We start from the raw sequence: 14588 nt of genomic DNA on the forward strand, positions 1-14588 counted from the left end.
AATCCGCTTCATTACCAGGGTGTCTGCCGGCCTGTCGACGAAGGACATTTCAGGCCCAGCCGTTCAGAACGTGACCCAGAACCTTTGCGAGAGCCTTGACAGCTCTGTGGATCAACGCGTCCAGGAAGAAATCATCCAAGACCAACAACCCGAGACTCAAGCCATTTCCACTGAAACAACCAGCGCCGTAGCGAGCACCGCGGCCCAGGTGGCCGTTGATCTGAGCGCCCTCGATTGCGCCAGCAGCACCAGCGCCGATGACAGCGCCGAGGTGAGCACCACCGTGATCGCCGCCACGCCCTCAGGCTTCGCCAGCTTCGGCTTCGCGCCTGAGTTGCTCGATGCCCTCACCGCCATCGGCTACGAGGAGCCCTCCCCGATCCAGAAGGCCGCGATCCCTGAGCTGTTGCTCGGCCGAGACCTGGTGGGCCAGGCCCAAACCGGCACCGGCAAAACCGCAGCGTTCGCCCTGCCGATGCTCGCGGCCCTGGATGGCCAGCAGCGCACCCCCCAGGTGCTGGTGCTCACCCCCACCCGTGAGCTGGCCATCCAGGTGGCCGATGCCTTCAAGAGCTATGCGGCGAACATGCCGCACCTGCGCGTGCTGCCCCTCTATGGCGGCTCCGATTTCCGCGATCAGATCGTTCGCCTCAAGCGCGGCGTGCAGATCGTGGTGGGCACCCCCGGCCGGGTGATGGACCACATGCGCCAGGGCACCCTCGACCTCAGCGGCCTGCGCAGCCTGGTGCTCGACGAAGCCGACGAGATGCTGCGCATGGGCTTCATCGACGACGTGGAGTGGGTGCTCGAGCAGCTCCCCAGCCAGCGCCAGGTGGTGCTCTTCTCCGCCACGATGCCGCCCGAAATTCGGCGCATTTCGCACAAATACCTCAACGATCCTGCTGAGGTCACGATCAAAACGAAGGGCGCCGATTCCAGCCGGATTCGCCAGCGCTTCATCACCGTCAACGGTCCCCAGAAGCTCGAAGCCCTCACCCGGGTGCTCGAGTCGGAAACCAAAGAAGGGGTGATCATCTTTGCCCGCACCAAGGCGATCACCGTCACCGTGGCCGAAGCCCTCGAAGCCAAGGGCTACGACGTGGCCGTGCTCAACGGTGATGTGGCTCAAAGCCAGCGGGAGCGCACGATCGAGCGCCTCAAGAACGGCACGGTGGATGTGCTGGTGGCCACCGATGTGGCGGCCCGCGGCCTCGATGTGGACCGCATCACCCTGGTGGTGAACTACGACATCCCCTTCGATTCCGAGGCCTACGTGCACCGGGTCGGCCGCACCGGCCGCGCCGGTCGCAGCGGCGACGCGATTCTGTTTGTCACCCCAAGGGAGCGGCGTTTCCTGGGCGGGTTGGAGCGGGCAGTGGGCCGGCCGATCGAGCCGATGCAGATCCCCAGCAACGCCACCATCAACCAGAGCCGCCTGGATCGTCTGCGCCAGCGCCTCAGCGACGGCCTCACCACCGAAGGCCGTGATGAAGAGCGCGCCCTGCTCTCCGAGATCGTGCAGCGAGTCGCCCAAGAGAGTGGCGCCACGCCTGAGCAGCTGGCCCTGGCCGCTCTGCAGCTGGTGGTGGGTCCCCAGCCGCTGCTGGTGCAAGGCGATGAGAGCTGGATCCGCCAGGCCGCTGGCCGCGATGGCGGGCGCGACGGCAGCCGTGATGGGCGCCGCGACGGGCGCCGCGAGGAACGCCCCGGTGCCAGCCGCCGCGGCCCCCGCGAGCAATCCGGTCCGCCGGAGTCCGGCATGGAGCGCTTCCGCATCGAGGTGGGCTGGCGCGATCGCGTCAAGCCCGGAAACATCGTGGGCGCCATCGCCAATGAAGCCGGCCTCAACGGCCGCAGCATCGGCCGCATCCAGATCTTCGATGCCCACAGCCTCGTGGATCTGCCCCAGGGCATGCCCGAAGACGTGTTCCAGGGCCTGCGGCGCCTGAAGGTGATGAACCGCGAACTGCAGATCAGCCGTTCCCGCGACTGATCAACTGGAACCGGGGGCTCAGGCGCAGAGGCCCGTGAGCCCCTCGGTGGACAACTCAGAAGACAGCAGCGTCAGCTGCTCCACACTCAGCCGCTCCACAGCCACCACCAGACTGGGCTGCACGCTCTCGCATTCGCTGGCGACCAGGCTCTGCAGCAGATCAAAGCGATCCTGGGGAGCCAGCTCACCGTCTTCGCTCCAGGCCAGACTCCAGGGCACGGGTGCCGTCATGGGAGGCGCTCGCTACGAGTGTGGATTTACTGACAATCGGACAATAGTTCGGGATCGGTGCATTTCTTCCGGTTCCCTTCGGGGTTGCTTCAAGCCTCTTCACGCAGCGCAGCACCCTTGCTGCACGCGCTAAGGCGCCCAACGACGCCGCTGTAGGGTGACAGAGATTCAAAGGCTTACTGGCTCCACCCGGAACCGCGCAGCACCCACGGATCAGTTTTCAGGTTCCGCATCAAGGAATGACCATTTACATCGGCAACCTCTCGTTCCAGGCCGAACAAGAGGATCTGCTTGACCTCTTCAGCCAGTACGGCGAAGTGGCCAAGTGCAGCCTTCCCCTCGACCGTGAGACCGGCCGTAAGCGCGGTTTCGCCTTCGTCGAAATGGCAAACGAGGCCGACGAACAGAAGGCCGTCGACGACCTCCAGAACGTGGAGTGGATGGGTCGCATGATCCGCGTCAACAAGGCCACTCCCCGCCAAGGCGGTGGTGGTGGTGGCGGCGGTGGCCGCGGCGGTTATGGCGGTGGCGGCGGTGGCCGCGGCGGCTATGGCGGCGGTGGCGGCTACGGCGGCGGTGGCGGTGACCGTGGTGGTTACGGCGGCGGTGGCGGCGGCTACGGCGGTGGCGGTGGCCGTGGTTACGACGGCGGCGGCGGCAACCGCTGGTGATCCAGCCCCATTGAGCACCGGCTCAACGAAAAGCCCTGGGTTCTGGTCACACGGCCGGCCCAGGGCTTTTTTTGCTGCCTGTGGATGGCCCTGTCACAGCGGAGCAGGACCATCGTTGTTGCGCTCAACCGCGCTTAGGCGATCGCCTCGAGCTCTTCGAGCTCAGTCAGATCGTGCAGCTGATCCCGCTGCCATTCGCGGCAACGCACCGCGGTAACGGGATGGGTGGGCTGCAGTTCGCCTTCACGGGGCTCAGGCAAGGCGCTGCGCAGGCTGCGGCGGCGCAGCTTCGCCGTCCAACGATGGAAGCGATGGAAGTCTCGGGTCCGTGTCATGAACACCTCCTGGTGGTGACACCACTGGTCTAACGCCGGGCGCAACCCCTGAACTGTTCATCGGCAACAGCTTCACAGTGAGCCGCTGGCCTGGGCTTGCAGCACCGCGTCGTAGTGATCAAAACCCACCAGCTCCCGCAGCTCGGCGAACTCCAGCATCCGCTCGGGCGTGCGCCCGGCCGCCAGATCTGCCAGGGCGTCTTGCATCGCCGCAGCCGCGCAGGAGAGCAGGGTGAGCGGATAGGCCGCCAACCGGAAGCCCATCGCTGCGAGCCGATCAGGAGGCAAGAGCGGTGTGAAGCCCCCCTCCAACATGTTGGCCATGCGCCAGCCCGGCACCTCGGCGCAGAAGCGGCGCATCTCCGCCTCGGAACGCGGCGCCTCCAGGAACAACACATCGGCGCCCAGTTCAGCGAACGCCTTCAAGCGCCAGAGGGCCTCGTCCAACGCGGCCTCATCGCCATGGCTTGCCGCCAGGGCCGAGCGGGCATCGGTGCGCGCCACGATCACCAGATCGGCGCCTTCGGCGCGGGCCGCTACCGCGGCGCGAATCCGGCCCAGGGCCTCCTCGCGGCTCACCACTTCTTTCACACCCGTGTGGCCGCAGCGCTTTGGGGCCAGCTGGTCTTCCAGCATGATCCCGGCGAACCCAGCCCGAGCGAACTGGTGCATGGTGCGCTGCACGTTGGCCGCGTTGCCATGGCCCGTGTCGCCATCGCCGATCACCGGGATGCGCACCGCCCCACAGATCGAGCGCCCCTGATCGAGCATCTCCGTCACCGTGAGCAGCCCCGTATCCGGCAGCGCGGCCCGCGCCGCGGCCACGGAGAAGCCGCTCATGAAGGTGAGCGGAAAGCCGGCCCGCTCCACCAACCGCGCTGAGAGGGCATCGAAGCAGCAGGGCATCACCTGGCAAGACTCTCCCGCCAAGAGCGCACGCAACTGATCGGCAGGGCTGGTGAACGCTTGCATCGGGGCCCCTCACTCAATCGCTTGAGCGTTGCACAGCTCCAACGGCGGCTGGCTTGAATGCATCCATGGCTTCCCAACCCTCTCCGCTGCAACGTCTGCTTGGCAGCCTGCGCCCCCATCGGCGCCTGGTCTGGCTCGCGGCCAGCTGCTCGGTGCTCAACAAACTGTTCGATCTCGCCCCACCGGTGCTGATCGGCCTGGCGGTGGATGTGGTGGTGCAGCAGAACACCTCCTGGCTGGCGGCTTTCGGGGTCACCACGGTGCCGGCGCAGTTGGGAGTGTTGGCGGCGCTCTCCTTTGTGATCTGGAGCGCTGAATCGCTGTTCGAATACCTCTACGCGCTGCTCTGGCGCAACCTGGCCCAAACGGTGCAGCACGAGCTGCGCCTCGAGGCCTACAGCCATCTGCAGCGGCTGGAGATGGGCTTCTTTGAAGCGAGCAGCAGCGGTCGCCTACTGGCGATCCTCAACGACGACATCAACCAGCTGGAGCGCTTCCTCGATCACGGCGCCAACGAGATCCTGCAGTTGATCACCACCGTGCTCGCCGTCGGCGGCGCCATGGTGTGGCTCTCCCCCACGGTGGCGGGGGTGTCGTTTATTCCGATCCCGCTGATCCTCTGGGGATCGCTGAGCTTCCAGAAACGGCTTCAGCCTCGCTACCGCGAGGTGCGCGAGCGCGCCGGCGACCTCGCCAGCCGCCTCGCCAACAACCTCGGCGGCATGCTCACGATCAAGAGCTACGCGGCCGAGCCATGGGAGAACCAACGCCTCGCCGAGCAGAGCCAGGCCTACCGCATCAGCAACGCCAAAGCGATCCGCTTCTCGGCCGCCTTCATCCCGCTGATCCGTTTCGCGATCCTGTTTGCCTTCCTGGCGATCCTGGTGATCGGCGGCCTGCAGGCCTGGAGTGGCGCCATCGCTGTGGGCACCTATTCGTTTTTGGTGTTCATCACCCAGCGACTGCTTTGGCCGCTCACCAGCCTCGGCCGCACCCTCGATGACTACCAGCGCGCCATGGCCTCGAGCCAGCGGGTGCTGGATCTGATCGACACCCCCATCACCATCCCCAGCGGTGATCGCCCCCTACCCCTGGGCCGCGTGCAGGGCGCCATCGCCTTCCGCCATGTCGATTTCGCCTACAGCGGCCGCGAGCCCTTGCTCCAGAACTTCAACCTGGAGGTGCCTGCTGGCAGCACCATCGGCATCGTTGGCGCCACGGGCTCGGGCAAGAGCACGATCGTGAAACTGCTGCTGCGGCTCTATGAGCTGCAAGGCGGCGCGATCGAGCTCGATGGCATCCCGATCCAACAGCTACAGCTGGCCGACCTGCGGCGCGCCATCGGCCTGGTGAGCCAGGAGGTGTTCCTGTTCCACGGCACCGTGGCCGAGAACATCGCCTACGGCAGTTTTGAGGCGCCCCGCGCCGCGATCGCCCGAGCGGCGGATCTCGCCGAGGCCGCCCGCTTCATCGAGGCGCTGCCCCAGGGCTACGACACGGTGGTGGGTGAGCGGGGCCAGCGGCTTTCCGGCGGCCAGCGCCAACGCATTGCCCTGGCCCGCGCCATCCTCAAGAACCCGCCGGTGTTGATCCTCGATGAAGCCACCGCGGCCGTCGACAACGAAACCGAAGCGGCGATCCAGCGCTCGCTGGATCACATCACCGCCGAGCGCACCACCCTGGTGATTGCCCACCGTCTCTCCACCGTGCGCCACGCCGATCAGATCGTGGTGATGGATCAGGGGCGGATCGTGGAGCGCGGCAGCCACGATCAACTGATCGCCGCCGCCGGCGCCTACGTGAATCTGTGGCGGGTGCAGGCGGGCCTCCGCGCCGATGAGGCCCTGCGCCTCTAAGCGCCTGGCCCATGCCCACCAGCCAGCCCAAAAACTGACCGCTGGTTATGCGGCGTTGAAGGGATGGTCAAGACGCGTGAAATAAGTTGTGAAGATGAAGAGCGAAGGCCTGAAGAGCATCGGCATGCGCCCCCGCGATGAGCGCGGCCCGATCCTGATGGCCATTGCCGTGGGCCTCGGTGGCGGCTTGCTGCTGGCAGCGCCGCTCACCCAGTTGCTGGATGGCCCGCCTGCGGGCAGCAACCACGAGGTGGTGAATCCGTTCAGCCGCTGGGCCGGCATGGGCGAGAAGGAGGTGGTGATCCTCGGCACCGATTTGGGCGGCGGCAACACCGATGTGATGTACACCCTGCGGGTGGACAACGGCGTCACCAAGCTCACCCAGGTGCCGCGCGACACCTTCATCGATTCAGCCCGCTTTGGCCCGCTCAAGGCCAATGCCCTCTATGCCTACGGCGGCCCCGAGGCCGTGAAGCAGGAGCTCTCCAAGCACCTCGGCCGGCCGGTGCAGCACCACATCCTGGTGAACCTTTCGGTGATCCGTCGCCTCGGCGATGCCCTCGGCGGCCTGGAGGTGGATGTGCCCAAGCGCATGTATTACACCGATCGAACCCAAGGCCTCTACATCGATCTGCAACCCGGCCGCCAGGTGCTGCGCGGCCGCGATATCGAAGGCTTCCTGCGCTTCCGCCACGACGAGATGGGTGACATCGGCCGCCTCGATCGCCAGAAGCTCTTGCTCAAAGCCCTGTTTGACCAAATCACCAAACCGGAAAACCTGGTGCGCATGCCCGCCCTGCTGGCCGCCGCCGGCAAGGACATGAAAACCGACCTGGGCCCGATGGAAATCGGCGGCCTCATGACCGCCATGGGCGGCACCCGGCTCGATGCCGAACGCCTGGGCGGACGCCCTTTCATGCGCGATGGCATCAGCTACTGGGAGGCGGAGTGGCCCAAGCCCAGCGCAGGCGACGCCGCCGCGGGCAATCCTGATCGCTACGGCTCGGTGTACTGATCTGGGGCCTTCCCCTCAGCCACCTGCTCGGCCCGGTAGGCCGCCGGCACTGCCACCAGAAATAGCCACCACCACAGCAGCACCCCAAGCGCCAGCGGCGCCGTGATCCACCAGATCCGCAGCCACCACCAGCTGCCGCCCACCACCACCACGCCGGTGAGCAGGATCGACCAGGGCTGACACCACCAGGGTTTCTGGCTCCAGAGACTCTCAGCCATGGGCCTGACCGGAACGCGACAACACGAGAAGGGCCAGCAGCAACGCCACCAGCGCCATCAACGGACTGGCCGCAGCCACCGTCACCCCCAGGGCGGCGGTGAACCAGATCGAGGCGGCACTGGTGAGACCGTGCACCTGCGGGGTGGGGTCGTCATGGCCGTTGCCACGGCGGTCCACCAGGATTTCGCCCGCCCCCAAGAAGCCCACGCCAGTGGCCACCCCCTGAATCACCCGGCTGCGGGCCTCCAGATCAGGCCCCGCTGCCAGCACCATCAGACAGGCACTCAAGCCCACCAACACATGCATGCGCAGGCGGCTGGGTTGGGGATGGCGAAAGTGCTGGGCGCGGTTGAACCCCACCGCCATGCCGCAGAGCACGGCTAACCCCAGGCGCATCAGCACCTCAAGATCAGGCGAAATGGCAGGGATCCAGCTCATCAACACTGCGCACCCCCTTGAAGGCGGCCATAAGCTCCAGCGGAGCGCTCCATGCCGCAGCCAGTGTCGAACGAGTTGCTGCGCAACAGCCTCAAGATGGCCGTGGCGGTGTTCATCACAGCCACCATTGCGGTGTGGACCGAACGGATTGAGTTTGTCTGGTATCCGGTCTTGGCGGCCATCATCGTTGTGGATGACAACGATGATCAAACAATCAGCGCCGCCTCCGCGCGCATCCTCGGCACGGTGGCCGGCGGCCTGATCACCTTCATCGTCCACACCATCCTCTCGGGCTGGGTCGGGGTGTTGGTGTCGCTGGTGTTGATGGTTCCGATCTTGGACTGGCTGGGCTGGAAGAGCGCCCTGGGCACCGCAAGCATGACCAGCATCATGTTTTTGATGATCCCCAGCCATGTGGCGCTCAATTGGAACTATGTGTTCAATCGAGCGCTCGACACCGTGGTGGGGTGCGTGGTGGCGATCCTCGTTGGATTGCTGTTCTGGCCGCGCAATAGTTACCGCGAGCTCGGCGCCGCGGATGAACGCCTGCGCAGCAGCTTGCAGCGCCAATTGCGGCGCTACAGCGCCTGGCTGCGCCAACAGGCGGAGCGCCCCCAACCGCTCAACCCCGCCCCCCTCACCACTGATCTGCTGCGCATGGAGCAGTTGGTGAACCGCGAACGCAGCGGCCCCCGCCACAAGCTCCTGCGCAACAGCCAGTGGGAGCAGCGCCTGCGGCTGTGGCAGCTCACCCAATCCCACTGGGTGAGCTGGGAGCGTGTGATGCAAACCCTCCCCGAGCGCTCGCTCCAGCAGGCGGAGCTGATCCGCGGGGCCGTGTTGGGCCTGGGCGAACAGCTCGAAGCCCGGCCCCAGCCCACACCCCAGCGCAACGCCCGGGCCTGGCAACAACTGGCCGAGCGTGAGCAGCTGCCCCTGCTCCCTCTCCTCGCCCTGGCGGAGGAGCTACGCCCCCTGCATGCCTCACTCGGGGCCCTCAACCGCCTCGCCCCTGGGCAGCCGAGGCAGCCGTGATCGACCGCAACCACCTACGCACAGCCTTCACCGCGGGTCTGGGCAATGGCTTCGCCAGCATCACCGGCCTGCCCGACGCTCAGTACGTCGCTCTGGCGGTGCTGTCGGTATCGAGCGGCACCTATGGCACCTCCTTCGAACTGGGTCGCCAGCGCTTACTGGGCACCGTGCTCGGCTCGGTGTTGTTGCTGATCGGCTTTGAGTGCCTGCACACCTTGCCGATTGCGGTGGGTCTGGCGATCACCCTGGGCTGCCTGCGCCTGCTCGGCGGCCTGTTGAGCCTGAGGGTGGGTTACAAGGTGGGCGGCATGATCGTGGTGATGGGCTGGCTGGTGCATGAGGGCAACCTCGCCAGCTGGATTCCACTGCGCTTCTTCTGGACCGTCCTTGGCGTGGTGCTCACGGTGCTGAGCCTGCGGCTGTTCTGGCCAGCGCGGGGGCTGACGCAGTGCTTCGGTCGCTACGGCGACTTGATGGAGCAGTTGCAGCACACCTTGATCGCCCTCGCTCAGCGCCTCGAGGCCCAGCCCGCGACCCGCGAACCCAACCCGTCCGCCCCTGCTGCAACCTTTCGTCAGTTGCGCCTCACGCTCCAAAGCGCCCGCAGCCAACGGCCGGCGCTCGTGCAGGAGCTCGGGAACCAACCCGAACGCCACCCCGCGGCGTTATTGGTAAGCAACCTCGATGCGACCGCCTCACGGCTGGTCAGCATGGTGGGCGGGATGGAGCGGGCGGTGCCAAGCCAACGCGACCCCCAGCTGGTAGCCCGGCTGCACCAGGCCGAAGCGGAGCTGCTGGAGCACATGGCGGCTCAGGTGGGGATCTGGAGCCAGCAGTTGCGCAGCGCCCGCGGTCTGCCCAGTCCGCCGCCACAGGAGCTCCAGCTGCCCCGCAGCTGGCTGGAGCTCGGCGCCGAACTGAACGATCCGGTGGTGAATTCCGCCTCCCTGGATCGCTTGGAGCGCATTGCCAGCCGGCTGGTGCTCTGCCGCCAAGCCGAGCAAGCCATTCGCGGCGGCGAAAGCAGCTGGCGGGCGATCATGGCGCGGAGGTGATCCGGCCATGACCGTTGTTCGAGCCTTACTGCAGCAGCGCCACAACTACTACCGCTGGTTGCTGATCGTTGAGGTGATCGCCTTGATCAGCCTGCGGCCGCTGCAACAGACACCGCAGCTGGTGAGCTTGGTGTATTTGATCATCGGCGGTGTGCAGGTGGTGATGGATTCGCCCCTCCTGCCCCAGAACAGGCTCAGCTCCCAGCTGCGCATGGCGGTGATTCGCCAGAAAGACCACCATCACCTGCAACGGGTGATCGAACGGCGCCGGTGGTTGCAATACGGCTGGTTCTGCGCGGCCGGGGTGGAACTGATCTGGCAGCTTTCTCTGTTGCTCGTGCCACCCCTGGCGGTGCAATTGAGCGTGCTGCACATGCTCATTTGGCTGTGCCTCTTGCTCTACGAGCTCTGGGCGCTGATGAGTGCCCTGGCGGAAGAGCCCGTGTTCAGCGGCGATCTGTTGATGGGTGCAGCGGCGGGCTATTTGCTGATCGGGTTTACGGGCGGGATCGTGCTCAATTCACTCTTGGTGCTCGATCCAGCGGCGTTCTCCGTATCGGGGTCCCCCCATGGGGAGCTGCCCAACGCGATTGCCTATGCGCCCCACATGCTGGGCGCCGCTTTCGGGAGCCTCACCACCCTGGGCAGCGCAGTGCTCAATGGTGAAAGTCTCACCAGCGTGAGCGCCAGTGTGGGCATCACGATCGTGGGTCAGCTCTATGTGGCCATCCTGATTGCGGGGGTGCTGGGGAAGCCACGCCAAATCGCCACTGTGCGAAAGGCGTCACATCAAGCCCGTCGTGGATCGGCTCCTTCCCCCAGACTGCGTCGCAAGAGCCGCTGATCGGCACCACCTCGGCAGCACCGTGGCCCTGCGAAAGCGCGCTCTCACCCTCAGTTTGCTCTGCTGCGGCCCGGCCCTGGCGGCCCCGCAGCCAACCCTCCCGGTTTCCACGGCCGTGCCGGCTCCGATGATCGGAGGCTCCACCGAACTGCTCGAGCGCAGTTGGCAGACGCTCGATTCCGAGCTGCGCGCCCTCGATCAACTGCTGCCGGCGGAGCCTGAGCCCCCCGTGCGCGATGTGCTCAGCACCCCTGAGCTCCCGCCCAATCTCTTGCGGGCCAACGAACCGGCCCAGGGCCCCATCCAACCGGAGCAATCCACCCCAGCCCCGCCCCTGGATCTGCCAACCCCCAAGCAGCTGGAGGCCTCTGGGATCGCCAGCTTGAGCCTTGAGCAGGCCCTGGCCATCGCTTTTGCCAGTAGCGCCAGCCTGCAGGCCCAACGCGAGCAGGTGGCGGCAGCCCTGGCCAGCTTCCAGGCTGCGATGGGCACCTACTGGCCCACGATCAGCGCCTTTGCCGCCGGCGGCTACGACCGCAGCCGCAGCACCGAAACCTCGCTGCAAGCCAACGACAACTTTGGCTTTGGCCCACAGTTTGACGGCAACGGTCTGCTGAAGCCGACCAACCCCCTATCCAAAAAACCTCAGCTGGGCACCCCTACCGGTGGAGCCTTTGGGGTACCCGAGGGCGGCTGGGTGAAGGCCACCTCCGGCAGCAGCGCCTTTGAAGGCGGGCTGCAGCTCAACTACGCGCTGCTCGATTTCGCGCGCACCCCCAAGGTGCAAGCAGCCCGCGCCAGCCTCGAGCAACAGCGCAACACCTACGCCAATCAACTGCGCTCCTTGCAGCTGCAGGTGAGCGAGGCCTACTACCAGCTGCAGCAGCAGGAGCAGCTGGTGCGCGTCTACGACGCGAACGTACGCAACGATCTGGTGATCCTGCAGGACAGCCTCGACCTCAAACAGGCCGGCCTGGTGCCTCGCCTCGATGTATTGCGGCGCCGGGCGATCCAAGCCTCCGATGAAGAAACGCTGATTCAGGCCATGGCCGATCGCGCCGTGGCGCGCCGGCGGCTGGCGGTGCTGCTCAACCTGCCGCCCCAGGTCACCCCCAGCGCCAGCGATCCGATCGTGGTGCAGCCCCGTTGGCCCCTGGATCTCGAGGCGAGCCTGTTGGCGGCCTACCGCGGCAACCCCGAGCTCGAGGCGATCCTGGCCACCCGCCAAGCCCTGGCGCAGCAGAAGCAGGCCACCGCAGCGGGCTTACTGCCCAAGCTGTCGCTGTTTGCCAACGCCGGCGGCAGCAGCAACCTCTCCAGCCTCGGCAACTTTGAACTGGGCGGCGGCGGCTGTTGCGGCTCCACCGCCCTGCCCCTCACCTCCACCAATGCCTGGGATTGGTCGGTGGGCCTCACCATGACCTGGCTGCTCTTCGACGCCGGCACCACCGCCGGTCAGGCCCGCGCCTTCGCCAAGCGGGAAGCCGCCGCGGCCCAGCAATACGCCGCCACCCGCAACGACATCCGCCTGCGGCTGGAGCAAGCCTTCTTCAACCACGAAGCCAGCCTCGCCAAGCTCAGCTCGGCTCGCCGCGGTGTGGCCGCTGCCGTGGAAGCCTTTCGCGATGTGCGCCTGCGCTATCTCACCGGCCTCTCCAGCGAGTTGGATGTGTCGATCACCCAAGACCGCCTGATCAACAGCCTGGTGCAACGGCTCAACGCCACGGTGGGCGTGAATGTCACCTACGCGCAGCTGCTGCGGGAGCTGTTGCCGATGCCGCGCGATCCCAACCAACCGATCCAGCCACAGCTGCAGCTCCAGGTGTCGAGCAGCAGCCCCTGAGGACGGCCAGCGCCATGGCCACCACCCTGCCGAGCCTCAGCCCCCTTTGGCGCAACAGCCTGCGCACCTGGCTGGCGGCCACGCTCACCATCGGGATCATGCTCTGGTCGGGCCGGCGCGACGTGATGATGCTCGGCCTGTTGATGGCGGTGCTGTTCATCAACGACAACGAGCTCACCCCGGTGCGCAGCCTTGGCCAATTGGTGGGAGGCGCCCTGGTGGGGATCCTCACCGCCGTGGTGCTGCATCACTTCTCCCAGGGCTGGCTGGTGACCGCCATCGGCTTGCTCATCACGGGCTGCCTGGTGCGCGGCCTTGGCCTCACCAAAGGCGCCGGCATGGGCTACATGGCCTGCTGGGCGCTGGAGATTGTGGGCTACGGCAAACACCTCAACTGGGCGCTGATCTTCAACCTGGCGTTCACCGTGGTGACGGGCATCGCCATGGCACAACTGGCCACCTGGGTGTTTTGGCCGCGCCGGCCGCTCCAACAACTACCAGCCCTTGAAGCCGGGCTGTGCGACCAGCTGCGACAACAGATTCAACGCATGCGCCAGTGGCTCGACACCGGTGGCGAGGCACCAGCACCGCTGCAATCCAAGGCGTTGCTGCCCCAGATCCTCCAGCTGCAAGAACTGCGCGATCAACGGGCCGGCGTCCGCACCCCTGCGGCAGTGCGGCGACTGAGCTCACGCTGGGCGCAAACCGGCAGCATCTGGCGCCAACTGCTGCGCCAATGGCTGTTGCTGGAGCCCCTGTTGCTGCAGCTACCACCCTGCCCTTCCGGCGCGCCACTCCTGCAAGCCGAGCTGCGGGCCCTGGAAGCAGCCCTAGGCAGCAGCTCAGCGATTCCGCCGATGCCTGCTGCGATCGATCCCGCCAGCACCCAGAACAACTGGTTGCAGGAGGCAGCTCAGCTTCAGGCCTCCCCGCCCTTGCTTCTGGCCATCGGCCAACAGATCACCCAACTGCACCAACTGCTCCACAGCCGCGGCCTGGTGCGACAGGCGATCGGGCGCCAGGAGGCCAGCTGAGTCATGCTGCGGCCCGCCCTGCGCGACAACCTGCGCCTGGCCCTCACGGTGGCCCTGGTGAATGGCTTCGCCACCCTCACCGGCCTTGCCTTTGCGATGTACGCCTCGCTGGCGGTGCTGAGCGTGAGCGTGGGCAACTACGGCAACACGCTGGAGCTGGGGCGCCAACGGCTGATCGGCACCACCATTGGCGCCATCGTGGTGTTCTTCGGCTACCGGGCCTGGGGCCATCTGCCGGTGCTGATCGCCCTGCCTCTGGCGATGCTGCTCGCCCGCCTGATCGCCGGCAGCCTGCGGCTCACGGTGGGCTACTCGGTGTGTTGCTTTGTCGTGATCATGGGCTGGCTGTTGCATGAACAACAGCTCGACAGCTGGATCCCCCTGCGTCTGTTCTGGACGGCGTTCGGGATCGTCATGGCGCTGCTCAGCCTGCGCCTGTTCTGGCCAGCGCGGGCCCGCCTGCAACAACGCCAGGGCTTGCTGCAGTTGCTGGTGGATCTGGGCCACACCCTCAGCGACTACCTGCAGTCGCCGCCCGATGCGAAACGCCGCAACGCCCTCACCCAACGGCTACGGGCGATGCGCAACAGCCTGATCAGCCTGCGCGAGCAACGGGTGAACGCCCTGCGGGAGCTCGGCCCCCTGGCCAGCCGACATCCTGTCGCCCAGCTCTGGGATCTGATGGATCACGCCTGCGAGATGTTGATCCTCGATCTCGATGAATTGCGTCGTCTACCCGATCCGCAATGGCAGGCCTGGGGACTGCACCGCCAACACGAGGCTGCGCTGCAGTTCACCGCAGCAGTGGCGAATCGCCTGCTCAACTGGCAAGGCAACTTGAGCCGCTCCTTGGAGCTGCAGCCGCCGCCGCCAACGCCGCGGCCTGTGCTGCCGATCGAAGACCTCAGCGACGAGCAAGCCAAAGCCGCCTTTCAACGCCTCACCCCCAGCGAGCTGCAACAGGTGGCCGGCCGGCTGATGGTGCTCAACCGCATTGATCACACCCTGGAGATCACGGAGCGACGCTGGCGGACCCTGGTGATCTGA

General features: G+C 66.4%; 15 protein-coding genes. 10 read left to right on the plus strand and 5 right to left on the minus strand.

All coding sequences use genetic code 11. From position 1 onward, the window contains the following. The first annotated feature begins 208 nt into the window (after positions 1 to 208). The gene (locus CB0101_RS12550) at positions 209 to 1993 is read left to right on the plus strand and encodes a DEAD/DEAH box helicase (RefSeq protein ID WP_371413630.1); all 1785 of its coding nucleotides are present in this window, start codon (positions 209 to 211) and stop codon (positions 1991 to 1993) included. 18 nt (positions 1994 to 2011) lie between these two features. Here CB0101_RS12550 and CB0101_RS12555 read toward each other — a convergent pair whose 3' ends face one another. Beyond that, on the minus strand, positions 2012 to 2224 hold the full coding sequence (locus CB0101_RS12555) for a hypothetical protein (protein ID WP_136644158.1): 213 nt from the start codon (positions 2222 to 2224) through the stop codon (positions 2012 to 2014). 239 nt (positions 2225 to 2463) lie between these two features. Here CB0101_RS12555 and CB0101_RS12560 point away from each other — a divergent pair, with 239 nt between their 5' ends. After that, positions 2464 to 2895 carry an RNA-binding protein gene (locus CB0101_RS12560; RefSeq protein WP_136644159.1) on the plus strand — a complete coding sequence of 144 codons (432 nt, stop codon included), beginning with the start codon at positions 2464 to 2466 and terminating at the stop codon, positions 2893 to 2895. A gap of 134 nt (positions 2896 to 3029) precedes the next feature. Here the strand turns inward: CB0101_RS12560 and CB0101_RS12565 are convergent, their stop codons facing one another. Together CB0101_RS12565 and CB0101_RS12570 are read right to left on the minus strand one after the other, a co-directional pair. Further along, positions 3030 to 3230: a hypothetical protein gene (locus CB0101_RS12565; RefSeq protein ID WP_136644160.1), complete on the minus strand. Its 201-nt coding sequence runs from the start codon at positions 3228 to 3230 to the stop codon at positions 3030 to 3032. 72 nt (positions 3231 to 3302) lie between these two features. Next, entirely contained in the window at positions 3303 to 4202 is a 900-nt protein-coding gene (locus CB0101_RS12570) for an oxaloacetate decarboxylase (protein WP_136644161.1), read from the minus strand. A 65-nt stretch (positions 4203 to 4267) separates the two neighbouring features. Here CB0101_RS12570 and CB0101_RS12575 point away from each other — a divergent pair, with 65 nt between their 5' ends. Beyond that, positions 4268 to 6058: an ABC transporter ATP-binding protein gene (locus tag CB0101_RS12575; RefSeq protein ID WP_010303458.1), complete on the plus strand. Its 1791-nt coding sequence runs from the start codon at positions 4268 to 4270 to the stop codon at positions 6056 to 6058. Positions 6059 to 6152: 94 nt separating this feature from the next. Beyond that, positions 6153 to 7073, plus strand: coding sequence for an LCP family protein (locus CB0101_RS12580; RefSeq protein ID WP_010303462.1), 921 nt, complete (start codon positions 6153 to 6155; stop codon positions 7071 to 7073). Here the strand turns inward: CB0101_RS12580 and CB0101_RS12585 are convergent. Both CB0101_RS12585 and CB0101_RS12590 read right to left on the minus strand, forming a co-directional pair. Continuing rightward, positions 7055 to 7291, minus strand: a complete 237-nt coding sequence (locus tag CB0101_RS12585) for a DUF6737 family protein (RefSeq protein WP_010303466.1) — start codon at positions 7289 to 7291, stop codon at positions 7055 to 7057. The two genes, CB0101_RS12580 and CB0101_RS12585, sit on opposite strands and share 19 nt — an antisense overlap. Continuing rightward, the gene (locus tag CB0101_RS12590) at positions 7284 to 7730 is read right to left on the minus strand and encodes an MgtC/SapB family protein (RefSeq protein WP_010303467.1); all 447 of its coding nucleotides are present in this window, start codon (positions 7728 to 7730) and stop codon (positions 7284 to 7286) included. The genes CB0101_RS12585 and CB0101_RS12590 overlap by 8 nt, the downstream gene beginning before the upstream one ends. A gap of 63 nt (positions 7731 to 7793) precedes the next feature. Between CB0101_RS12590 and CB0101_RS12595 the strand changes: the two genes are divergently transcribed. The 6 genes from CB0101_RS12595 to CB0101_RS12620 are packed head-to-tail and all read left to right on the plus strand — an operon-like array spanning position 7794 to position 14588. Then, positions 7794 to 8765 carry an FUSC family protein gene (locus tag CB0101_RS12595; RefSeq protein ID WP_136644295.1) on the plus strand — a complete coding sequence of 324 codons (972 nt, stop codon included), beginning with the start codon at positions 7794 to 7796 and terminating at the stop codon, positions 8763 to 8765. Next, a complete protein-coding gene (locus CB0101_RS12600; RefSeq protein ID WP_010303471.1) occupies positions 8762 to 9820 on the plus strand; it encodes an FUSC family protein in 1059 nt (352 codons plus the stop codon). The genes CB0101_RS12595 and CB0101_RS12600 overlap by 4 nt, the downstream gene beginning before the upstream one ends. Positions 9821 to 9827: 7 nt before the next feature. Further along, positions 9828 to 10664, plus strand: coding sequence for a hypothetical protein (locus CB0101_RS12605; RefSeq protein ID WP_010303474.1), 837 nt, complete (start codon positions 9828 to 9830; stop codon positions 10662 to 10664). Between the two features lie 22 nt (positions 10665 to 10686). Then, positions 10687 to 12507, plus strand: a complete 1821-nt coding sequence (locus CB0101_RS12610; protein WP_010303476.1) for a TolC family protein — start codon at positions 10687 to 10689, stop codon at positions 12505 to 12507. Between the two features lie 14 nt (positions 12508 to 12521). After that, positions 12522 to 13541, plus strand: a complete 1020-nt coding sequence (locus CB0101_RS12615) for a hypothetical protein (RefSeq protein ID WP_010303477.1) — start codon at positions 12522 to 12524, stop codon at positions 13539 to 13541. Between the two features lie 3 nt (positions 13542 to 13544). Beyond that, complete coding sequence (locus CB0101_RS12620) at positions 13545 to 14588, plus strand: FUSC family protein (protein WP_010303478.1); 1044 nt, start codon at positions 13545 to 13547, stop codon at positions 14586 to 14588.

This window comes from Synechococcus sp. CB0101, assembly GCF_000179235.2.
Taxonomy (GTDB): domain Bacteria; phylum Cyanobacteriota; class Cyanobacteriia; order PCC-6307; family Cyanobiaceae; genus Vulcanococcus.

Bases quoted from the DNA above. Each gene is read 5' to 3' on its own strand.
- CB0101_RS12555 (WP_136644158.1), bottom strand. From the start codon at position 2,224: ATGACGGCACCCGTGCCCTGGAGTCTGGCCTGGAGCGAAGACGGTGAG.
- CB0101_RS12580 (WP_010303462.1), top strand. From the start codon at position 6,153: ATGAAGAGCGAAGGCCTGAAGAGCATCGGCATGCGCCCCCGCGATGAG.
- CB0101_RS12620 (WP_010303478.1), top strand. From the start codon at position 13,545: ATGCTGCGGCCCGCCCTGCGCGACAACCTGCGCCTGGCCCTCACGGTG.
- CB0101_RS12565 (WP_136644160.1), bottom strand. From the start codon at position 3,230: ATGACACGGACCCGAGACTTCCATCGCTTCCATCGTTGGACGGCGAAG.
- CB0101_RS12585 (WP_010303466.1), bottom strand. From the start codon at position 7,291: ATGGCTGAGAGTCTCTGGAGCCAGAAACCCTGGTGGTGTCAGCCCTGG.
- CB0101_RS12590 (WP_010303467.1), bottom strand. From the start codon at position 7,730: ATGAGCTGGATCCCTGCCATTTCGCCTGATCTTGAGGTGCTGATGCGC.
- CB0101_RS12615 (WP_010303477.1), top strand. From the start codon at position 12,522: ATGGCCACCACCCTGCCGAGCCTCAGCCCCCTTTGGCGCAACAGCCTG.
- CB0101_RS12575 (WP_010303458.1), top strand. From the start codon at position 4,268: ATGGCTTCCCAACCCTCTCCGCTGCAACGTCTGCTTGGCAGCCTGCGC.
- CB0101_RS12605 (WP_010303474.1), top strand. From the start codon at position 9,828: ATGACCGTTGTTCGAGCCTTACTGCAGCAGCGCCACAACTACTACCGC.
- CB0101_RS12560 (WP_136644159.1), top strand. From the start codon at position 2,464: ATGACCATTTACATCGGCAACCTCTCGTTCCAGGCCGAACAAGAGGAT.
- CB0101_RS12570 (WP_136644161.1), bottom strand. From the start codon at position 4,202: ATGCAAGCGTTCACCAGCCCTGCCGATCAGTTGCGTGCGCTCTTGGCG.